Annotated in this window: 13 protein-coding genes; 5 read left to right on the top strand and 8 right to left on the bottom strand. The window is 60.7% G+C overall.

Annotated elements, in window-relative coordinates; genetic code table 11:
- Positions 1-59: 59 nt before the first annotated feature.
- Both queF and copI read right to left on the bottom strand, forming a co-directional pair.
- The gene (gene queF, locus V8J63_RS19585; RefSeq protein WP_016775473.1) at positions 60-890 is read right to left on the bottom strand and encodes an NADPH-dependent 7-cyano-7-deazaguanine reductase QueF; all 831 of its coding nucleotides are present in this window, start codon (positions 888-890) and stop codon (positions 60-62) included.
- A 61-nt stretch (positions 891-951) separates the two neighbouring features.
- Positions 952-1,485, bottom strand: a complete 534-nt coding sequence (gene copI, locus V8J63_RS19580) for a copper-resistant cuproprotein CopI (protein WP_336464514.1) — start codon at positions 1,483-1,485, stop codon at positions 952-954.
- Between the two features lie 166 nt (positions 1,486-1,651).
- Here copI and V8J63_RS19575 point away from each other — a divergent pair, with 166 nt between their 5' ends.
- The gene (locus tag V8J63_RS19575; protein WP_130903103.1) at positions 1,652-2,332 is read left to right on the top strand and encodes a heavy metal response regulator transcription factor; all 681 of its coding nucleotides are present in this window, start codon (positions 1,652-1,654) and stop codon (positions 2,330-2,332) included.
- A complete protein-coding gene (locus V8J63_RS19570; protein WP_336464513.1) occupies positions 2,332-3,678 on the top strand; it encodes a heavy metal sensor histidine kinase in 1,347 nt (448 codons plus the stop codon). Before V8J63_RS19575 ends, V8J63_RS19570 begins: the two co-directional genes overlap by 1 nt.
- A gap of 39 nt (positions 3,679-3,717) precedes the next feature.
- On the opposite strand, the gene V8J63_RS19565 is transcribed toward V8J63_RS19570, so the two are convergent.
- From V8J63_RS19565 to V8J63_RS19555, 3 genes are all read right to left on the bottom strand, one after another.
- A complete protein-coding gene (locus tag V8J63_RS19565; protein WP_024013627.1) occupies positions 3,718-4,962 on the bottom strand; it encodes a lipoprotein-releasing ABC transporter permease subunit in 1,245 nt (414 codons plus the stop codon).
- Positions 4,963-5,025: 63 nt separating this feature from the next.
- Positions 5,026-5,724: a lipoprotein-releasing ABC transporter ATP-binding protein LolD gene (gene lolD / locus V8J63_RS19560; RefSeq protein WP_024013628.1), complete on the bottom strand. Its 699-nt coding sequence runs from the start codon at positions 5,722-5,724 to the stop codon at positions 5,026-5,028.
- Positions 5,717-6,967 carry a lipoprotein-releasing ABC transporter permease subunit gene (locus V8J63_RS19555; protein ID WP_024013629.1) on the bottom strand — a complete coding sequence of 417 codons (1,251 nt, stop codon included), beginning with the start codon at positions 6,965-6,967 and terminating at the stop codon, positions 5,717-5,719. Before V8J63_RS19555 ends, lolD begins: the two co-directional genes overlap by 8 nt.
- 94 nt (positions 6,968-7,061) lie before the next feature.
- On the opposite strand from V8J63_RS19555, the gene V8J63_RS19550 reads away from it, so the two are divergent.
- Both V8J63_RS19550 and V8J63_RS19545 read left to right on the top strand, forming a co-directional pair.
- Positions 7,062-7,643, top strand: coding sequence for a PilZ domain-containing protein (locus tag V8J63_RS19550; RefSeq protein WP_016775478.1), 582 nt, complete (start codon positions 7,062-7,064; stop codon positions 7,641-7,643).
- Positions 7,644-7,657: 14 nt separating this feature from the next.
- On the top strand, positions 7,658-8,380 hold the full coding sequence (locus tag V8J63_RS19545) for a glycerophosphodiester phosphodiesterase (protein WP_008087738.1): 723 nt from the start codon (positions 7,658-7,660) through the stop codon (positions 8,378-8,380).
- Positions 8,381-8,422: 42 nt separating this feature from the next.
- Here the strand turns inward: V8J63_RS19545 and sthA are convergent, their stop codons facing one another.
- Together sthA and V8J63_RS19535 are read right to left on the bottom strand one after the other, a co-directional pair.
- Positions 8,423-9,817, bottom strand: coding sequence for a Si-specific NAD(P)(+) transhydrogenase (gene sthA, locus V8J63_RS19540; protein WP_039760770.1), 1,395 nt, complete (start codon positions 9,815-9,817; stop codon positions 8,423-8,425).
- A 201-nt stretch (positions 9,818-10,018) separates the two neighbouring features.
- Complete coding sequence (locus V8J63_RS19535; protein ID WP_336464512.1) at positions 10,019-11,065, bottom strand: FAD:protein FMN transferase; 1,047 nt, start codon at positions 11,063-11,065, stop codon at positions 10,019-10,021.
- 75 nt (positions 11,066-11,140) lie between these two features.
- On the opposite strand from V8J63_RS19535, the gene V8J63_RS19530 reads away from it, so the two are divergent.
- Positions 11,141-12,439 (top strand): MFS transporter, encoded by a 1,299-nt coding sequence (locus V8J63_RS19530; protein ID WP_016775481.1) that lies wholly within the window; start codon positions 11,141-11,143, stop codon positions 12,437-12,439.
- A gap of 172 nt (positions 12,440-12,611) precedes the next feature.
- On the opposite strand, the gene V8J63_RS19525 is transcribed toward V8J63_RS19530, so the two are convergent.
- Complete coding sequence (locus V8J63_RS19525) at positions 12,612-14,075, bottom strand: glyceraldehyde-3-phosphate dehydrogenase (RefSeq protein ID WP_016775482.1); 1,464 nt, start codon at positions 14,073-14,075, stop codon at positions 12,612-12,614.
- Positions 14,076-14,279: the final 204 nt, after the last annotated feature.

Genomic DNA, 14,279 nt, shown 5'->3' with positions numbered 1-14,279 from the left:
GAAACACCGCATTCGCGAGCAGGCTCGCCCCCACAAGGGATATCGCACATTCCGTTTCTTTATTGACGTACGAGCCGGTGATTCGGCAGCTGCACCTCTTCAGTGCTGCGATACGGGTTGATATCCAGCCCACCCCGGCGCACATAGCGCGCAAACACCGTGAGTTTCTCCGGCTTCAACAACCGCTGCAGATCAAGAAAAATCCGCTCAACGCATTGCTCATGGAAGTCCGAATGCTGGCGGAAGCTGACGATGTACTCCAGCAGGCTGGCGTGATCCAGCGCCGCGCCGCGATATTCCACTACCACGCTGCCCCAGTCCGGCTGGCTGGTCACCGGGCAGTTGGATTTGAGCAGGTGGCTGTGCACGCTCTCTTCAACGATCCGCGAATCATCGCAACGCAGCAGCTCCGGACGCGGGTGTTCATAATTGCTCACGCTGATATCCAGATCGTCGATGCACACGCCCGGCAACGCCACCACGCCTTCAGCTTCCACGTCTTTCAGACTGCGCACCCGCACGCCCACCGGTTTGCCGGCAGCGGCGGACAGATCCTTGACCAGCGTCGCTTGCAATGTGGCGACGTCGGCGAACGGCGTCTGGTTCAGCGAGTTGAGGTAGAGCTTGAACGACTTCGATTCGATGATGTTCGGCGAGTCCGCCGGGATGCTGAATTCAGCGATCGCCACCACCGGTTTGCCCGACGGCAGCAGCCACGACAGCTCGAAGCAGTTCCAGAAATCCACGCCTTTGTACGGCAGGGTTTCGGCGGTCAGGCCCAGCTCGGCCCATTTCGCGGTGCGCGGAATCGGGAACAGCAGGGACGGCGTGTAAGTGGCGATGTATTCGCTGGATTTGCCCAGCGGCGAATGTTCGGCTGCGGGATGCATGGCGGAAACCTGACTGAAGAATCAGCGGATTCTACCAGCCTTTGCCCGCGCCTTTGAGTGCTTACTGACTGACTGTCAGTTTGCCGACCATGCCCGCCTGATAATGCCCGGGGATATTGCAGGCAAACTCAAGCGCCATGGCCTTGCTGAAGGTCCAGGTCAACTCAGCAGTTTTACCGGGCTCGACCAGTACGCTGTTGGGGTCGTCATGCTGCATGCCATGCCCCATCGCCGCGTGATTCATGCCCGCCATATCGTGGGACATTTCTTTCATGCCGGTAGGCGTAAGCATGCCGCTTTGCTGCATCTGCAACATTTCCTGCTGGTGACTGGCATGCATCGCCGCATCACCGAGGTTGAATTCGTGCAGTAACTGGCCTTTATTCACCAGCACAAAGCGAACCGTCTCACCGGCCTTGACCTGTATGGCCTTCGGGTCGAAGTTCATGTCGCCCATGACGATTTCGATAGTCCGCGTGGCCTGGCTCGCCGCTGCCGGCTGGCCGAAGGCGAAGGCGTGCACCGGTGTCGCCCAGGCTGGCGTACTCAATGCCAGCAGACAGGCGGCAATTTTCAGCGAGGTGCGCAAAAACATGGTCGTACTCCAACAAGAGAAGGTTCAGCCTGTGGGAAACTCTAATCACCCAGGGCTGGCATCGACCTGACAGGCAGATTACAACTTTGTCAGCTTGGCGCTTATCGCCGGATCTCACGGTATAACGCCTTCGCCCTTCCAAATACCAACCCCGCCCGAGTCGCCCATGAAACTGTTGATCGTCGAAGACCAAGCGAAAACCGGCCAATACCTGCGTCAGGGCCTGACCGAGGCCGGATTCAATACCGAGCTGGTGGCTGACGGGATTAGCGGCCAGCAATTGGCCTTGAGCGGCGACTACGCGCTGTTGATCCTCGATGTAATGCTGCCCGGGCGCAGTGGCTGGCAGATTCTCCAAGCGGTGCGCAGCGCCGGCCTCGAAACGCCGGTACTTTTTCTCACCGCCAAAGACGCCGTGGAGGACAGGGTTCACGGCCTCGAACTGGGCGCCGACGATTATCTGGTCAAGCCATTCGCCTTTTCCGAGCTGCTCGCGCGGGTGCGCAGCCTGTTGCGGCGCGGCAGCGCAATCGCCCAGGAAACCAGTCTGCAACTGGCCGATCTGCGCCTGGATCTGATCCGCCGCCGGGTCGAACGCAGCGGCCAGCGCATCGACCTGACCGCCAAGGAATTCGCCCTGCTGGAAATGCTCCTGCGCCGTCAGGGTGAAGTCCTGCCCAAATCGCTGATCGCCTCGCAGGTCTGGGACATGAATTTCGACAGCGACACCAACGTCATCGAAGTGGCGATCCGCCGCTTGCGCCTGAAGATCGACGATGACTTCCCCAACAAGTTGATCCACACCGTGCGCGGCATGGGTTACGTGCTCGAAGAGCGTTCGCTGTGATGCGTCGTTGGTCATTGAGCACGCGCCTGGCACTGTTGTTTGCCGCTTGCACTGCGGTGGTCTCGCTGTTCGCCGGGGTGCTGTTCGACCGCGCCAGCGAGGCGCACTTCATCGAACTCGATCAGCAACAACTGGAGACGAAACTGATCGGCCTGCGCCGCGCCTTGCAGGATCTCCAACCTGCGCAGCGCGAGGCGCGGCTGGCCGATGAACTCAACCGGCAGGCGGATCTGTCGTTGCGCATCACCAGTGGCGACGGGCAGCACTGGTACGACAGCTCGGTGCAGATTCCGAAGAATCTGCCGCTGCAAACAGGCCTGTCGACCATCAGCCATGACGGCACCGACTACCGCGTGCTGCGCGCCCCGCTCTACCCGGACGCAGCGGATTCGCCACAACTGACGCTGCTGCTGGACATCACCCATCACCAGCATTTTCTTACGCGCATGCAGCATCTGATCTGGCTGACCGTCGGCCTGTCAGCGCTAGCTACCGCCCTGCTCGGGGCCTGGGCGGCGCGCAGCGGTCTGCGCCCGTTGCGGCGGATGAGCGCAGTGGCCCGTGGGATTTCCGCGCAATCGCTGAATGCCCGACTGCCTGAAGAGAAGATGCCACCAGAGCTTGCGGAAATGGCCCACAGCTTCAACGCCATGCTCGCACGCCTCGACGACTCGTTTCAGCGCCTCTCGGCATTCTCCGCCGACATCGCCCATGAGCTGCGCACACCGTTGTCGAATCTGCTGACCCACACCCAGGTCACCCTCACCCGCCCACGCGCACTGGAGGACTACCGCGAAGCGCTGCACAGCAACCTCGAAGAACTGCAATGGATGGCGCAACTGGTCAACGACATGCTCTATCTGGCCAAGGCTGACCGCGGCTTGCTGATGCCCAAGCGCGAACCACTGGAGCTGGCGGATGAGGCCGACATGCTGCTGGAGTTTTTTGCGCCACTGGCGGAAGACGCTGGTGTGAGCTTGAGCCGTGAAGGTGAGGCGCAAATCGAAGGTGATCGCGGCATGTTGCGCCGGGCCTTGTCGAATCTGCTGGATAACGCGCTGCGGTTTACCCCGGCCGAGGGTTATGTGCGCTTGAGCATCGTCGACGAGGGGGAGACCGTGCGCGTCTGCGTCGAAAACAGTGGCGAGGGGGTTTCAGCGCAATTACTGCCGCGTCTGTTTGACCGCTTCTATCGAGCGGATCCGGCGCGGCAGGAAGGTAGCAGTGAGCATGCGGGGTTGGGTCTGGCGATCACCCAGTCGATCGTGCGGGCACATGGCGGGACGATTCATTGCGAATCTGAAGCGGGTTGGACGCGGTTTGTAATCGAGTTGCCTCGGACCTGATCGTTCCCACGCTCTGCGTGGGAACGAGCATGGAGTCGCTTACGAATATCTCAGCGCATGCGCCGGTTCGATCTTCGCCGCCCGCCACGCTGGATACACAGTGGCCAGGAAGCTCAAAATGAATCCCGCCGAGCAGATCAACAGCACATCCCCACCCTGCAGTTCCGAAGGCAGGTTGCTGACGAAATACACGTCCGAACTGAAGATATGCTGGCCGGTCACGCGCTCGACCCAGCCGACCAGTTCGCTGACATTGAGCGCCGCAATCACGCCCAGCACGCCGCCAATGATGGTGCCGACAATACCGATCACCGTGCCCTGGACCATGAAGATCGCCATGATCTGCCGGGGCGTAGCGCCGATCGTGCGCAGGATCGCGATGTCGGCGCCCTTGTCGTTCACCACCATGATCAGCGTCGCAATGATGTTGAACGCCGCCACCGCGACGATCATCAGCAACAGCAGGCCGATCATGGTTTTTTCCATCTTCATCGCGCTGAACAGGCTGCCCTGGGTGTGGGTCCAGTCGTCAGCCTTGAAGTCAGCGCCGAGGCCACCGGCAATGTCCGCAGACACCTTCGGCGCCGCGTACAGGTCCTTGACTGCCAGCCGCACGCTCTGCACCTGATTCGGCTGCCAGTGCTGCATGGTCGCGGCATCGGCGACGTGGATCAGGCCCATCGAGCCGTCCAGCTCGGCGCCGACCTTGAACACGCCCACCACATTCAGGCGCTGCATGCGCGGGGTGATACCGCCCGGCGCGGTGCTGACTTCCGGGACGATCAGAGTGATCTTGTCGCCGACATTGAGGCGGAAACGCCGCGCGGTGATTTCACCGATCACCACACCAAATTCGCCCGGCTTCAAGGCATCGAGACGGCCCTGGACGATGTGCTGGGCAACGATCGACACCTTGCCTTCCTGGGCCGGATCAACGCCGCTGATCTGAATCGGCTGCATCGAACCCTTGTAGGACAGCATGCCTTCCATCTCGGTGAACGGCACGGCGGCAGTCACTTCGGGATTTTTCATCGCGGCGGCGGCCACCGGCTGCCAGTCATCGATCGGCTTGACGCCAACGATGGTGGCATGGGGCACCATGCCGAGGATGCGCGAGCTCATCTCGCGCTGGAAGCCATTCATCACCGACAGCACCACGATCATCGCCAGCACGCCGAGGGCGAGGCCGATCATCGAGGTCATCGAAATGAACGAAACAAAGCGATTGCGGCGCTTGGCGCGGGTATAGCGCGTGCCGATAAAGATCGATAACGGTCTGAACATTCGCTGGGGCACCGTATAGAAATAAAAGACCCGGCGCCGTTACGGGCGCCGGGTTTCAGCCAGTCAGATGGGAGTCAGGCAGCCTTCCTGCAACTGCAGGACGCGGTCCATCTGGCGAGCCAGGTTCATGTCGTGCGTCACCACCAGGAATGCCGTGCGCATCGACGTGCTCAGCTCCAGCATCAGATCCTGAATGCCTTCGGCGGTGTGCAGGTCGAGGTTGCCGGTCGGCTCATCGAGCATCACCAGCCCCGGATTGTTGACCAGGGCACGGGCAATGGCCACGCGCTGACGCTCGCCGCCGGACAGTTCCGCCGGTTTGTGTTCCAGACGATGGCCCAGACCGACACGCTCCAGTAATGCCGTGGCACGCTGGCGCGCCTCCGGGATGGCGGTCTTGCCGATCAACAGCGGCATGCAGACGTTTTCCAGCGCGGTGAATTCCGGCAGCAAATGGTGAAACTGATAAACGAAACCAAGCGCGCGATTGCGCAGCAGGCCACGCTTTTTCTCGCTCAACGCAGACAGTTCTTCACCGTCGAGCCAGACGCTGCCCTTGCTTGGCGTATCGAGACCGCCGAGCAGGTTGAGCAAGGTACTTTTGCCGGAACCGGATTTACCCACGATCGCCACACGCTCGCCTGGGTGCAACTCCAGTTGCAGGCCGGCCAGCACTTGTACCGACTCCGGACCCTCCTCGTAGGATTTGCCCAGATTACGGCAGCTCAGAATTGCTTGTTCACTCATGCCCGACTCACTCATAACGTAACGCCTCCGCCGGCTGGGTGCGCGCGGCACGCCAGGCGGGATACAGGGTGGCGAGGAAACTCAGGACCAACGCAGCGGCGCAGACCATGACGACGTCCTGGCTCTGTACCTGCGAAGGAAGATAATCAATGAAATACACGTCAGCATTAAGGAACTTGTGGCCGATCAGCCCTTCAAGCGCCGAAATGGCCGCACTGACATTCAGTGCCGCGAGGATCCCGACCACTGCGCCAATGGCCGTGCCGACCACGCCGATTACCGTGCCCTGAACCATGAACGTGCGCATGATCGTGCCCGGTGTCGCGCCGAGGGTACGCAGAATGGCGATGTCGCCCTTCTTGTCGTTCACCACCATCACCAGCGTGGAAATGATGTTGAACGCGGCGACGGCGACGATCAGCAGCAACAGCAGCCCGATCATGGCTTTTTCCATGCGGATCGCTTGATACAGGTTGCCGTGGGTGCGCGTCCAGTCGCGGGCGTAGTAACGATCTTCGCCGAGCTGCTGGGCAATGTTCCACGCCTCGCGCGGCGCCTGGAACAGGTCGTCGAACTTCAGCCGCAGGCCCTGCACCTGATCGGCTTTCCAGCGGTGCATTTTCGCCAGATCCTGCAGATTGGTCACGCCGAGGTAGCCGTCGAGCTCACCGGCGCCGACATGGAAAATCCCGACCACGGTGAAGCGCTTCATGCGCGGGAACATCCCCGCCGGGGTCACGCTGACCTCCGGTGCGACAAAAGTAACCTTGTCGCCGATGCCGACGCCGAGCTTGGTCGCCGCCTTGTCGCCGATGACGATGCCGAAGCTGCCCGGTGTCAGGTCGTCGAGTTTGCCCTGCTTCATGAAGTTGTCGATGATCGACACATTGCGCTCGAGCGCAGGATCAATGGCATTGAGCAACACCTTGGAAACCTGACCGTTGTTGGTCAGCAGGCCCTGCATCTGGGTGAACGGCGCCACCGCCGTCACCTGCCGGTTCTGCTTGACCTTGTCGGCCAGGCTCTGCCAGTCATTGATCGGCTCGCCGGTCTCGAGAGTAGCGTGGGGCACCATGCCCAACACGCGGGTGCGCATCTCATGATCGAAGCCGTTCATCACCGAGAGCACGACGATCATCACGACCACGCCAAGGGCGAGCCCGATCATCGAAGTCAGGGAAATGAATGACACAAAATGATTGCGACGCTTTGCACGGGTATAACGCGTGCCGATAAATACGAAGAGAGGTCTGAACATGTCGGGGCTTGTTCGGAGGGAAAAGGAACGTCCTTGTGGCGGGGGTCGAAAACCAGCTTTACACTCAGACCACCGCCGCTACCATGGGTTCGCCATGTCGACATTAGATGAAGAAGATCGCCGCGAATACTACCGTATCGAGGACACGATCGCACTGGAAATTCGGCCCCTGTCCGCTCCCGAAGCCGCAGGCCAGGAAGTGTTGCAGGATGCATCCCCACTCTTCAACCTGCTCAGCGAACTGCACCTGAGCGAATTCGAGTCGCAGCACCTGTTGCGGCAGATCAGCGAGCGCGACCGCGCCATCGCCGCGTTTCTCAAATCGCAGAACAAACGCATTGACCTGCTCAGCCAGGTGATCGCCCTGACCGTGCTCGGCCACATCGGCGAGCCGCAGCCAGTGATCATCTCCGAGGGCGGGATCGACTTTCAGTACCCGACCCCGATTGCCACTGGCGCACACCTGTCGGTGAAACTGGTGCTGATGCCGCAGGCACTCGGCCTGCTGCTGCGTGCCCGGGTCACCCATTGCGATCCCAAGGGGGATGGGTATGACGTCGGCACCGAGTTCGAGCGTCCGACCGATGCCCAGCGCCAATTGCTCGCGCGCTACATCTTGCAAAAGCAGGCTCAGGAACGCCGTCTGGCCCGCGAACAGAACGAATCTGGCATTTAACTTAAGGAAGCACCGTGACCCTCATCTACGGCCACCGCGGCGCCAAGGGCGAAGCACCGGAAAACACCCTGAGCAGCTTTCAGGAATGCCTCAAGCACGGCGTGCGCCGCTGCGAACTGGATCTGCACCTGTCCAAGGACGGCGAGCTGATGGTCATCCATGACCCGACCCTCAAGCGCACCACCGACCGTCGCGGCAAAGTCGTCGAGCACACCGCCGCCGAACTGGTGACCTACGACGCACGCAAGGGCGGCCCGGGCTGGATCAAGCCGTGCCCGATTCCGACGCTGGAAGAGTTGTTCGAGCAATGTGATTTCGAGCACTGGCAGCTGGAAGTCAAAAGCGCATCACGCACCCGCGCGGCGACTACCGTGCTGGCGATTCGGGAAATGGCTCAGCGCCACGGCCTGCTCGACAAGGTGACGATCACTTCGAGTTCGCGGGAAGTCTTGAAGGCAGCGCTGGATCTGGTACCCGACGTATCCCGTGGCCTGGTGGCCGAATACGCCTGGCTCGATCCGCTGAAGGTGGCGGCCAGCTACGGTTGCGAGATTCTCGCCTTGAACTGGACGCTGTGTACGCCGGAACGCCTGCAGAAGGCGCAGCGTCAGGGCCTGCATGTGTCGGTGTGGACCGTCAACGAGCCTGCGCTGATGCGCAGACTCGCCGACTTCGGCGTTGACAGCCTGATTACAGACTTTCCCGGTTTGGCCACTGCCACCCTTGAGAATTGCTGAAATCGGTCTCCCCGGCCGGCTCAGGCCACCGGCCGGAGCCCGTCAAAAAAGCCGGTTGAGGCCGTCGTACGCCGCGACCCGATAGGCTTCCGCCATGGTCGGGTAGTTGAACGTGGTGTTGACGAAATACTTCAGCGTATTCAGCTCACCCGGCTGGTTCATGATCGCCTGACCGATGTGCACGATCTCCGACGCCTGATAACCGAAGCAGTGCACGCCGAGCACTTCCAGCGTTTCGCGGTGGAAGAGGATCTTCAGCATGCCCTGCGGCTCACCGGCAATCTGCGCCCGCGCCATGCTCTTGAAGAAGGCCTTGCCGACTTCGTACGGCACTTTCGCCTGGGTCAATTCCTGCTCGTTCTTGCCGATCGAGCTGATCTCCGGAATGGTGTAGATGCCGGTCGGCACGTCATTGACGAAGCGCCAGCTGCCGTTGTCGACGATGCTGCCAGCGGCCGAACGACCCTGGTCGTGGGCGGCACTGGCCAGGCTTGGCCAGCCGATCACGTCACCGGCGCCGTAGATGTTCTCTATGCAGGTGCGGTAGTTCTGGTCGACTTCGATCTGGCCACGGCTGTTGACCTTGACCCCGATGTTTTCCAGACCCAGCGTGTCGGTGTTGCCGGTACGGCCGTTGCACCAGAGCAAGGCGTCGGCCTTGATCTTCTTGCCGGATTTAAGATGCAGGATTACGCCGTTGTCCACGCCTTCGACGCGGTCGTACTCTTCGTTGTGACGCACGGTGATGTTGTTGTTGCTGAAGTGGTAGCTCAGCGCCTGGGAAATTTCCGAGTCGAGGAAGCTCAGCAACTGGCCACGGTTGTCGACCAGTTCGACCAACACACCCAGACCACTGAAGATCGATGCGTATTCGCAGCCGATCACACCAGCGCCGTAAACGATCAGTTTGCGCGGGGTGTGACCGAGGCTGAGGATGGTGTCGCTATCGTAGATGCGCGGGTGGTGGAAATCGATGTCCGCCGGGCGATACGGGCGCGAACCGGTGGCGATGATGATGTGCTTGGCCACCAGCTTCTCGACCACGCCGTTGCCGCAGACCACTTCGATGGTTTGCTCGTCGGCGAAGCTGCCGGTCCCGAAGAACACGTCGACGCGGTTACGGGCGTAGTAGCCGGTGCGCGATGCGACTTGTTTGGAAATGACTTTTTCGGCGCTTTTCAACACGTCCGGGAAGGAGAACCAGCGTGGCTCGCCGATCGCGCGGAACATCGGGTTGGTGTTGAACTGCATGATCTGCCGCACCGAGTGACGCAGTGCCTTGGACGGGATGGTGCCGAGGTGGGTGCAGTTGCCGCCGACCTGGCGACGGCTGTCGACCATCGCGACCTTGCGCCCCGCTTTGGCGGCGTTCATTGCCGCGCCTTCTCCCGCCGGGCCGGAACCCAGTACCACCACGTCGTAGTTGTAGACAGCCATGCGTACTCCTCAGAACAGGCCGCGGTGCCAGCAGCACCGGCGGCTAAATCACGCCGAACGGCGGCGCGAAGGAACAATTGGGGGCCAGTGAAGAACCCGGACACAGTCTATAGAAGCGTCAACGCCGCGCACATTAACCCTTGGTCGCGTCGTAGGCTACTTTTGCCTGCACTACAACGCCAGCTTTCGTCTTGTCTTCGGTCAGTTTTTTTCACCGACAAGCTGCGTAAATGCCTGACTGCTGCGGGTGACGAAACCTGTATCGGCACGCAAGACAAAGAATGCAGCAATGTCATGTTTTTGGGCATAGTCCCGCGCCCTTTCCGGCCCGAGAATCAGCAACAGCGTCGATAGTCCATCGGCCATCAACGCTGAAGGATGAATCACCGTGACTGACGCCAGGTCGTGTAGGACCGGTCGCCCGCTGCGTGCATCGAAGGTGTGGGAATAACGCCGACCGTCCTGCAGAAAATAGTGGCGGTAGTCACCGGAGGTGGATACGCCATAGCCGTCGACATCGATAATCCGCTCGGCCACTTGCTGGTCATCGCGAGGCTCTTCGAGAGCGATGCGCCACGCTGAACCATCCGGTTTCTTGCCGCGGGCTTTGAGTTCGCCCGTTGCTTCGACCAGATAATTGTCGATGCCCATGGCCTGCAATCTGGCAGCAATGATATCCACGGCGTAACCGGCGGCAATGCTGTTGAAGTCGACTTCGACGGCGGCGTCCTTGCACAACCGCTCGCCATCGATGCGCAGGTGCTGATGGCCGACCCGCTGCATGACCTCGGCCACAGCGGCCGCATCAGGGATCTTTTCTTCGCGTCCTTGCGGGCCGAATCCCCAGAGGTCCAGCAGCGGTTCCACGGTCAGGTCGTAGGAGCCTTCGCTTTGCGTTGAAAGCTGTTCGCCGATGCGGACCAATTCGAGCACCGCTGCCGGCATGGCTTGGCAGCTATCGGCGGGCAAGGCGTTGAAACGTTCGATGGCGGAGTCACTTCGGTAAGTCGACAGCTGTTGATCGACTTCACCGAGGATGGCCTGCACTTCGCCGCGCACCCGCGCAGGATCGGCGACCCCGGCGTGGCGCACGTACTTGACCGACCAGGTGCTGCCCATGGTCGAACCGCCAACCTGTTCCAGGGAATCGCCGGTGCCGCAGCCGCCGATTGCCACCGCCAACACCACAGGCCCCCACCAGCGTCCAGTTAACAATTCTTCATCTCCCCGCAAAACCACGGCGGCCATTATGAACTACAAGCGCCCGCTCGCTTCCCCATGGCTGCAACGCCTTTATACAAAATTGAACAGTGAGTACCTCCCATGTCCTCCACCACGGGCAAAGGCAAAGCGATCTTTCGCGTTGTCAGCGGCAACTTCCTCGAAATGTTCGACTTCATGGTCTACGGCTTCTATGCCACGGCCATCGCCAAAACCTTCTTCCCCACCGACAGCGCCTTCGCTTCGCTGATGCTGTCGCTGGCGACCTTCGGCGCCGGCTTCCTGATGCGCCCGCTGGGGGCAATTTTCCTCGGCGCCTATATCGACCGTCACGGACGGCGCAAAGGGCTGATCATCACTTTGGCGATGATGGCCGCCGGTACGGTGCTGATTGCCTGCGTGCCCGGTTACGCGACGCTCGGCGTCGCCGCACCGCTACTGGTGTTGTTCGGCCGCCTGCTGCAAGGCTTCTCGGCGGGCGTGGAATTGGGCGGCGTGTCGGTGTATCTGGCGGAAATTTCTACGCCGGGGCGCAAAGGCTTTTTCGTCAGTTGGCAGTCGGCCAGCCAACAGGCAGCCGTGGTGTTCGCCGGCCTGCTCGGCGTTGCTCTGAATCACTGGCTGAGTCCGGAGCAAATGGGCGAATGGGGCTGGCGCGTGCCGTTTCTGATTGGCTGCATGATCGTGCCGGTGATTTTTTTCATCCGTCGCTCGCTGGAAGAAACTCCGGAATTCCAGGCGCGCACCCACCGCCCTACCCTCGGCGAAATCGTCCGCTCGATCGGGCAGAACTTCGGCATCGTCATTGCCGGCATGGCGCTGGTGGTGATGACCACGGTTTCGTTCTACCTGATCACTGCGTACACGCCGACGTTCGGCAAGGCCGAGTTGCATCTGTCGGACCTCGACGCCTTGCTGGTGACGGTGTGCATCGGCTTGTCGAATTTCTTCTGGCTACCGGTGATGGGCGCGGTATCCGACAAGATCGGCCGAAAACCCTTACTGCTGGCAGCGACGATTCTGGCGATCCTCACGGCGTATCCGGCGCTGTCGTGGCTGGTGGCGAACCCCAGCTTCAGCCATTTGCTGATTGTCGAACTGTGGCTGTCGTTCCTTTATGGCTCGTACAACGGCGCGATGGTGGTGGCGCTGACCGAGATCATGCCGGTGGAAGTGCGCACGACCGGTTTCTCGCTGGCGTACAGCCTGGCGACGGCGACGTTCGGCGGCTTTACCCCGGCGGCGTGTACCTACCTGATTCATGTGCTGGACAACAAGGCAGCACCGGGGATCTGGCTCAGTGGCGCGGCGGTGTTGGGGTTGATTGCGACGTTGGTATTGTTCCGTGGCAACCGGCATGAGTTGCGCACGGCGCAGGCTTCGGTAGCCAGCGGCGCCTGACAGAATGCTTTCGCGAGCAGGCTCGCTCCCACAGAAGATTGTGAACGACACTGATCCAGTGTGGGAGCGAGCCTGCTCGCGAAGAGGCCGGCAAGGACACAGAAGATCCAACAGGCCCACAAACAAAAACGCCCCGACAAAATGCCGGGGCGTTTTCATTCAAGCCTGAGGCTTAGCGCGGAAACGCTGGCGGATTCACATCAGCCATGTCTTCCATTACGCGAACCACCTGGCAGCTGTAGCCGAACTCGTTGTCGTACCAAACGTACAGAACGACGCGGTTGTCCTGCACGATGGTCGCTTCAGCGTCGACCACACCAGCGTGACGCGAGCCAACGAAGTCGGTCGACACCACTTCCTGCGAATTGACGAAGTCGATCTGCTTGTGCAGCTCAGAGTGCAGCGCCATGTAGCGCAGGTACTCGTTCATCTCTTCACGGGTGGCGGCTTTCTCAAGGTTGAGGTTGAGAATGGCCATCGACACGTTCGGCGTCGGAACGCGGATCGCGTTACCGGTCAGCTTGCCGGCCAGCTCAGGCAGAGCCTTGGCAGCAGCGGTGGCGGCACCGGTCTCGGTGATCACCATGTTCAGCGCGGCGCTGCGGCCACGGCGATCGCCCTTGTGGAAGTTGTCGATCAGGTTCTGGTCGTTGGTGTACGAGTGAACGGTTTCGACGTGACCGTTGATGATGCCGAACTTGTCGTTGACCGCTTTGAGCACCGGCACGATGGCGTTGGTGGTGCAGGAAGCAGCCGAGACGATCTTGTCGTCAGCGGTGATTTCACCGTGGTTGATGCCGTGAACGATGTTCTTCAGCTTGCCCTTGCCAGGCGCGGTCAGAACAACGCGATCGATGCCCGGGCACGCCAGGTGCTGACCCAGGCCGTCGGCGTCACGCCATACACCGGTGTTGTCCACCAGCAGCGCGTCTTTGATGCCGTACTGGGTGTAATCCACCTCGGTCGGGTTCTTCGCGTAGATCACCTGGATCAGGTTACCGTTGGCGGTGATGGTGTTGTTTTCTTCATCGATGGTAATGGTGCCGTTGAACGAACCGTGTACCGAATCGCGACGCAGCAGGCTGGCGCGTTTGGTCAGGTCGTTCTCGGCGCCTTTGCGCACGACGATGGCGCGCAGACGCAGGCCGTCGCCACCACCGGTTTTCTCGATCAGGATGCGCGCCAGCAGACGGCCGATACGACCGAAGCCGTAAAGAACAACGTCGGTGCCTTTGCGGGCCGAAGCGTTCTGCTGGCCAACCACGTCAGCCATCTCTTCACGCACGAACTGCTCGGCGCTGCGGCCGTTGCCTTCATTGCGGAATTTGAACGCCAGCTTGCCCAGATCCACCGACGCCGCGCCGAGCTTGAGCTCACTCATGGCCTTGAGCAGTGGGAATGTTTCGTGGACGGAGAGTTCGCTGTCGTCCGAAGAACGGTGGCGAGCAAAGCGGTGAGCTTTGAGAATCGCGATGACAGACTGGTTGATCAGGCTGCGGCCATAGATCGAGCTAACCACGTTGTTATTGCGGTAGAGCTGACCGATAAGCGGGATCATCGCTTCTGCGAGTGCTTCACGGTCGATCCATTCACCAAGACACTGGTCGGGCTTCTGAGTCACGGTAACCTTCCACATGTAGGGGCAGAAAAAAGGGGCTACATTATGCCGCCGACAAGCCCTTTCAGCAATGCGCGCTTGTCGCGCAATCGGTAACAAATTCCCGTTCAAAAAATTTACGCCTTTCTCCAGCCCAGTAAAACCGGGGCTTTCAGCGCAGTCAATTTTTCGACGACTGTTAGACGATGTCTGTAACCCTCCGTAACACCACCCGGTTTCGGC

The organism is Pseudomonas sp. CCNWLW23, assembly GCF_037095675.1.
Lineage (GTDB): Bacteria > Pseudomonadota > Gammaproteobacteria > Pseudomonadales > Pseudomonadaceae > Aquipseudomonas > Aquipseudomonas atacamensis.
This window is presented reverse-complemented; position numbering and strand designations above follow the sequence as displayed.